Source organism: Nocardioides pelophilus (assembly GCF_014180685.1).
Lineage (GTDB): Bacteria > Actinomycetota > Actinomycetes > Propionibacteriales > Nocardioidaceae > Nocardioides > Nocardioides pelophilus.
On the sequence record NZ_JACEHF010000238.1, the window covers coordinates 1 to 4,854 of the forward strand.

At 74.7% G+C, this 4,854-nt stretch carries 4 protein-coding genes; all 4 read left to right on the plus strand.

What is annotated here, in order from left to right:
• The coding region (locus H0488_RS22075) for an NAD(P)-dependent oxidoreductase (protein ID WP_183101358.1) at positions 1-812 on the plus strand (812 nt) is incomplete at its 5' end.
• 32 nt (positions 813-844) lie between these two features.
• Positions 845-1,243 (plus strand): homing endonuclease associated repeat-containing protein, encoded by a 399-nt coding sequence (locus H0488_RS22080; protein ID WP_183101359.1) that lies wholly within the window; start codon positions 845-847, stop codon positions 1,241-1,243.
• A gap of 78 nt (positions 1,244-1,321) precedes the next feature.
• Positions 1,322-2,668: a sensor domain-containing phosphodiesterase gene (locus H0488_RS22085; RefSeq protein ID WP_183101360.1), complete on the plus strand. Its 1,347-nt coding sequence runs from the start codon at positions 1,322-1,324 to the stop codon at positions 2,666-2,668.
• A gap of 37 nt (positions 2,669-2,705) precedes the next feature.
• Positions 2,706-4,854 (plus strand): ATP-binding protein (locus tag H0488_RS22090; RefSeq protein WP_183101361.1); only part of this gene is annotated, 2,149 nt, incomplete at its 3' end.

The window sequence follows — 4,854 nt, forward strand, 5'->3', positions numbered from 1 at the left end:
TGGCCCCCTGCCTGGCCGGGCGGCAGGCCGCGGCCGGCATCGAGCTGCGGGTCTTCGACCTCGCGCCGGAGCCGGTCGAGGAGCTGGTCGCAGCGGGGGCGCAGGCGGTCGCCAGCGTCGCCGAGCTCGCCGACAGCGACGTGGTGTGCGTCATGGTCAACACCGACGAGCAGGTCAGGTCGGTCCTCGCCGAGGTGCTGGCAGCCGCGTCGGGCGCAGGACCCGGTCCGACGGTCGCCATCCACTCGACGGTGGCGCCCGCGACGCCGGCAGAGCTGGCCGCCCTCGCCGCCGAGCACGGCGTGGCCGTGGTCGACGCGCCGGTGTCCGGGGGAGCGGCCGGCGCCGCCGACGGGACGCTGGCCATCATGGTCGGCGGCACGGACGAGGCGTTCGAGGCGGTCCGGCCGGTCATGGACCAGATGGCGGGCAAGGTCGTCCACGCCGGTCCGATCGGTGCCGGGACCAGGTTCAAGCTGGCGCGCAACCTCATGCACTACACGGCCTTCAGCGCTGCGACCGAGGCCCAGCGGCTCGCCGAGGCCGCGGGCCTCGACATCGTGGCACTGGGCGAGGTGGTGCGTCACACCGACGCGATCACCGGCGGCCCGGGCGCGATCATGCACCGCGACACGACGGCCGAGCTGGAGCCCGGCTCGTTCTGGTACGGCGCCTTCGACCACCTGCGCCAGCTCGCCGACAAGGACCTCTCCTTCGCCATCGGGCTCGCCGAGGAGCTCGGCGTCGACGTACCACTGGCCCGGCTCGCCCGGGAGCGGCTGCCCTCCGGGCTCGGCTACCCCGAGTCATGACCGGAGCCCACCGCGACCACTAGCGTTGCCGGGTGCGCACCCCGGAGTACACCGACCAGCAGCTGATCGCAGCCATCGCGGAAGCAGCCGCCGAGCTGGGGGAGCCGCTGGCTTCCGGCGCGTACGACGCCTGGCAGCGCAGCCACGACGCGGCCTCCCTGGCGCTCGTGATCCGGCGCCTCGGTTCCTGGAACCAGGCGTGCGCCCGGGCCGGGGTGGCGACGAACAAGACCCGGTCGACCAGCCGGCGCTGGTCGGACGACGAGGTGGTCGCGGTCGTCGCGGCGTACCTCCGCTCCCCGGGAAGCACCGGTTCCTTCGCCGACTACAGCGAGTGGGCGAAGGGGCAGGACGGCGTGCCGAGCGGGGCCACCCTGCGCCAGCGGTTCCCCTGGGCGGAGGCGAAGCGCAGAGCCGACGCCGGCCCCTGAGCGAGGCCTGCTGGGGTCCCGAGGGGACCGGGACGTTGGACCCTGGCTGCCGGTTCTCGGCAGGCGCACCATGGGGGGATGGAGGACGCAGCACGTCAAGATCGCCCGGCGGTGTCGGGGGCTCCCGCCCGCCGCGAGGTCCCGCTGCACCCCAACGAGTCGGATCGCCTGGAGTCGCTGCGGTCCTACGGACTGCTCGACACGCCCCGGGAGCAGGCGTACGACGATCTCGTGCAGCTCGCGTCAGCGCTGCTCGACACCCCGATGGCCGCGGTGAGCCTGGTCGATCGCGACCGTCAGTGGTTCAAGGCGAGCGTTGGGATGGACATCAACGAGACCCCGCGCGACGAGGCGTTCTGCGCCTACGTCGCGGCCAGCGGCGAGCCGCTGGTCGTCCCGGACGCGCTCGCCGACCCGCGCTTCAGAGACTTCGAGCTGGTGAAGGGCGGCCTGCGCTCGTACGCCGGAGTCCCGCTGGTGGGCCGCGACGGCCTCCCGTTGGGCGCCCTGTGCGTGGCCGACACGCGCCCCCGCCGCTTCGGCAGCCGCGCCCTGAAGGTGCAACAGGTGCTGGCCGATCAGGTGGCCGCCCGGATGGAGCTCAGCCGGGCGGACCTGCGCGCCGGGCTGCGGAGCCACGACTCGGTGTCGGTCGACATGGGTGCCGAGCTGCGTCAGGCGCTCGACCGGGGCGAGATCCGGCCCTTCTTCCAGCCCGTCATCGACGTGCGGACCGGCCGGGCGAGCGGGATGGAAGCCCTGCTCCGGTGGGTGCACCCCGAGCGCGGTGTGATCGGCCCGTGTGACTTCCTGCCGGCTGTCGAGGCGTCGGGGATGATCGCGCCGGTCGGTCGCCACTCGGCCCAGCAGGCGCTGCGCGCGCTGCGCAGGTGCTACGACCTCGGACAGGCCGAGCCGCCGTTCGGTGTCTCGATCAACGTCTCGCCGGTGCAGCTGGCCGAACCGGGGTTCGCTGCCGCGGTCCTGGAAGAGATCCACGCCCTGGACCTCCCGCCCGAGGTCGTCACGGTCGAGCTGACCGAGACCGGCGTCGCCACCTCGGTGGCCGCGATCCACCAGGAGCTCGAGGACCTGCGTGCCGGGGGAGTCAAGGTCGACATCGACGACTTCGGCAGCGGGTACTCCACGCTGCAGCGGATGCTCGACCTGCCGCTGACCGGTCTGAAGATCGACATGGGCATCATCGGGCGGCTTCCAGACGACGACCGCACCGCGCGGGTGGTCGGCTGGCTGATCAGGGCCGCCCACGACATCGGGCTGGACGTCATCGCCGAGGGCGTGGAGACCGAGGCCCAGCTGACCTTCCTCCGGGCGCACGGCTGTGACCGGGTGCAGGGGCACCTGTTCGGTCGGGCGCTCCCGATCGAGTCCTTCTTCCCGGCCCCGCTCGACCGCGCCGGTTGATCGGCGCCGGCCTCGTCGCTGGTGCGATGATTCCGGCGTGGTCGGATCCCAGGGCGACGTGCCGCTCGTCGGGCGCGAGCGGGAGCTCTCGGTGCTGTCGGCTGCTGTCTCCGACGCGGCGACGGGCATCGCCGGAGCGGTGCTCGTCGCGGGCGAGGCCGGAGGAGGAAAGTCCCGGCTGGTCCGCGCGCTGCTCGAGAGCCTGACCCCGGGGCCGCTCGTCCTGCGGGCGCAGTGCGTCGACGTGGGCGATCCCGGCCTTCCCTACCTGGCGCTGGTCGACCTGGTCCGGGCCGTGCGGTCGGCGGCGGCAGCAGCTCCCGACGTCTCCTCGGCCCTCGACCGGTTCCCGCTCGTCGCCGGTCTGGCCGATCCGAACCGCTCCCTCGAGGACGCGGTCGACGGCGAGGTCGACGAGGCACGCCGCCTCCAGCTGTTCGACGCGATGACCAACCTGCTCGCGGACGTGGGACGCGCCCGCGGCCCGGTGGTGGTCGTCGTCGAGGACCTCCAGTGGGTCGACTCGTCCTCGGCCGACTACCTCCGGTTCCTGCTCAGCCGGATGTCCGCGGAGCGGCTGGCGGTGGTCGTGACCGTGCGCACGGACGGCCTGGCCGCCCGCCCCGCCGTTCGTCGGCTGCTGAGCGAGCTGGCCCGGCTGCCGAGGGTGCGCCGCCTCGACCTCGAGCCGTTCGACGAGGCGGAGGTCGCGGCGTTCCTGGAGCGGTGGGCCGGTGTCGAGACCGCACCCGAGGTCGCGACGGAGGTGCTGCGTCGTACCGGGGGCAATCCCTACTACGTGCAGACCTTGGCGGCAGACGTGGCGCGCACCGGCCGGGTGGACGACGGGGTGCCGCGGGTCCTGGCCGACCTGCTCGTCGGCAGGCTGGACGGGCTCCCCGACGAGGTGCGGACGCTCGTGCGGTGCGCGGCCGTGGTGGCACACGTCGTGCCCGACCGGCAGCTCCGCCAGGTGGCGGGGCTGGGCGACGCCGCGACCGACGAGGCGGTGCGGTCCGCGGTGGCCGAAGGACTGCTGGTGCCCGACGGAGCCGGCTACCGGTTCCCGCACGAGCTGCTGCGCGCGGCCGTGCACGACGACCTCCTGCCGGGCGAACGGGCTCGGCTGCACGCGGCTCACGCCGCCGCGCTGGAGGCGGGCGCAGCCGGCCCGGCGCCGGCGGCGGAGATCGCGCACCACCACTCCGGTGCGCAGGACGCACCGAGGACGCTGGCCTGGTCGGTCCGGGCAGCGGAGGAGGCGCTGCGCGTCCACGCTCCCGGCGAAGCGCTGCAGCACCTGGAGCGGGCGCTCGCGGAGTGGCCGGGCGTCCATGACGCGGCTGCCCTCGCCGGAGCGAGCCGAGGGCGGGTGGCGGTGCGGGCGGCGCGGGCCGCCGGACTGGCCGGCGAGATCTCGCGCTCGGTGGACCGGGCAGGCGAGGCCGTTCGCCTCTGCGACGCGGACGGCGACGCGGCGGGGGGAGTGGAGGCGCGCGCGGAGCTGGTGCGCCAGCTGGTGGCTCTCGACCGGACCGACCAGACGGTCGGGTACGCCGAGGAGGCCGTGCGGCTGGCTGAGACGGCGCCGCTGGACCCGGGCACCACGGCGCTCGCCCACGTCGTACTGGCCAGGGCGCTGGTGGCGGCCCGCCGGATCGCCGAGGCGGGACCGCAGGCCCGACGCGCCCTCGCGACGGCGCAGGCGGTCGGCGTGCCGAGCCTGGAGGTGGAGGCGCTCACCACGGCGGCCTTCGTCGACGAGATCGAGGGCGACCGGGACGGCGCCGCCGACCGGCTCGGAGCCGCGCTGCGCCTCGCCCGGACCGAGGGGGCGATGGCTGCGGAGCTGCGCGCGCACTACTCCCTCGCGTCGCTCCACTACTACAACGGCGACGTCGCCGGTTCGCTGCCGGTGCTGCGGGCGGCCATGGCCAGAGTCACCGAGAGCGGGTTGCGCTGGAGCGACCCGGGCGTCGAGCTGCGGGTGCTGCACGCGGTCGCGCTCTACGTTTCCGGCGCGCTCGACGACAGCCTCGCCGCGGCGCAGGTGCCCCCGAGCAGCCCCCCGGACGCCGCGGCGGCCCGACTGGCGGCGGTCGGCTGCTACGCGGCCGTGGCCGGCGGCCGGCCGGACGTGCAGGAACGACTGGAGTCACTCAGCGCCAGCTGGGACGTCAATCCCC

Coding starts and splice junctions, on each gene's coding strand:
- H0488_RS22085 (WP_183101360.1), top strand. CDS start 1,322: ATGGAGGACGCAGCACGTCAAGATCGCCCGGCGGTGTCGGGGGCTCCC.